Source organism: Frankia sp. Hr75.2 (assembly GCF_949319125.1).
GTDB lineage: Bacteria > Actinomycetota > Actinomycetes > Frankiales > Frankiaceae > Parafrankia > Parafrankia soli.
Genome location: NZ_CASGGV010000170.1, coordinates 1 through 1,119, shown reverse-complemented (window position 1 = coordinate 1,119; position 1,119 = coordinate 1). Strand labels below are relative to the sequence as shown.

The following is a 1,119-nucleotide window of genomic DNA, read 5'->3' as shown; positions in this document are numbered from 1 at the left end:
CAGGGCACCTCAACCTGACCTGCCGGTAGTGGCCTTGGAAGGCCCCTACGCGACGTCCCAGTGGTGGTAGTTGGTGTCCCACCGCCACGAGAGGCCCACACCGCGGCACCGAGGCAGATGGCTCCGAACAGGACGGGGACCGTTCTTGGGTTCACGCTTGCTGCTGGGCGCGAACGGTTTCACGGTCCGGGCTGGTCGCCGACGGTGCGGTGCGGGGCCAGGTCCAGGCGTACCGCACGATGAGGGCGAGTAGGATCAGTTCCAGTACGATGCCAAGGCCGTAGAAGTACAGCCAGGACTCGCCCACCGCGTTGAATGCCGTGACGGGAACGTAGAGCGAGGCCACGATGAGGTTCGTGATGCGGGTTGCCCGGGCGGGCAGCGTCATCGACAGCACGACCATGAGGATCGGGATGGCCATGAGGGTCAGCGCCGTGGTCGAAAAGGTCTGGGAGAGGTCGAACTCGAAGACCTTGCCGTCGAGGATGTCTTCGATGACGCCGGGCGTGAAGAAGTTGAGAACGTCCACGTAGGCGCACAGGAACATGAAGCTGGTCCACGCCGCGGCGAGCTTGGCTCTCACCGGGATCGGCTGGTCCTCCAGTGTGGTGGTGGGTTGACGCGTTCTCATCATGGGCTCCGTCGTTGGTGAGGATCGGTACGTCCACGATCGCTGAGCCCGGCGGCGGGCACACCGGCCCGGAGGCCGGAGTTCGCCTGGCCGATGAGATGGTCTCTCTCTCGTGCTTTCGGCTGATCCGCCGCTGCCGCGCTGTCCCTACACTGGACAGAAGGTGACGAAGGCGCTGCGCTCGTTGTGGGCCTCGGTCGCCCCCGGCCGGGACCAGTCGTCGTGCATGTACGTCAGGTTCGGTTCAGTGCCCCACCCGGCCGGTGTCGTAGGCCCACATCGCGATCTCGACCCTGTTCCGGGCGCCGATCTTGGTCAGCAGGCTCGCGACGTGGGTCTTGGCGGTCGTCAAGCTGATGAACAGCTCGGCGGCGATCTCCGCGTTCGTGCGGCCGACAGCGACCAGTTTCAGCACCTCCTCCTCGCGTTGGGTGAGCGGCTCGATAGGTTGGGTACGGCGTTTCGATGAGGCCCCCGCGGCAAGGGTC

2 protein-coding genes are annotated in these 1,119 nt (G+C 65.7%); both read right to left on the bottom strand.

The window, feature by feature from the left end; genetic code table 11:
- Positions 1 to 151: 151 nt before the first annotated feature.
- Positions 152 to 634 carry a DUF6326 family protein gene (locus AC559T_RS13745; protein WP_498868932.1) on the bottom strand — a complete coding sequence of 161 codons (483 nt, stop codon included), beginning with the start codon at positions 632 to 634 and terminating at the stop codon, positions 152 to 154.
- A 241-nt stretch (positions 635 to 875) separates the two neighbouring features.
- Positions 876 to 1,119, bottom strand: a 244-nt coding sequence (locus AC559T_RS13740; protein ID WP_498868931.1) for a response regulator transcription factor, incomplete at its 5' end; no start/stop codon positions are given.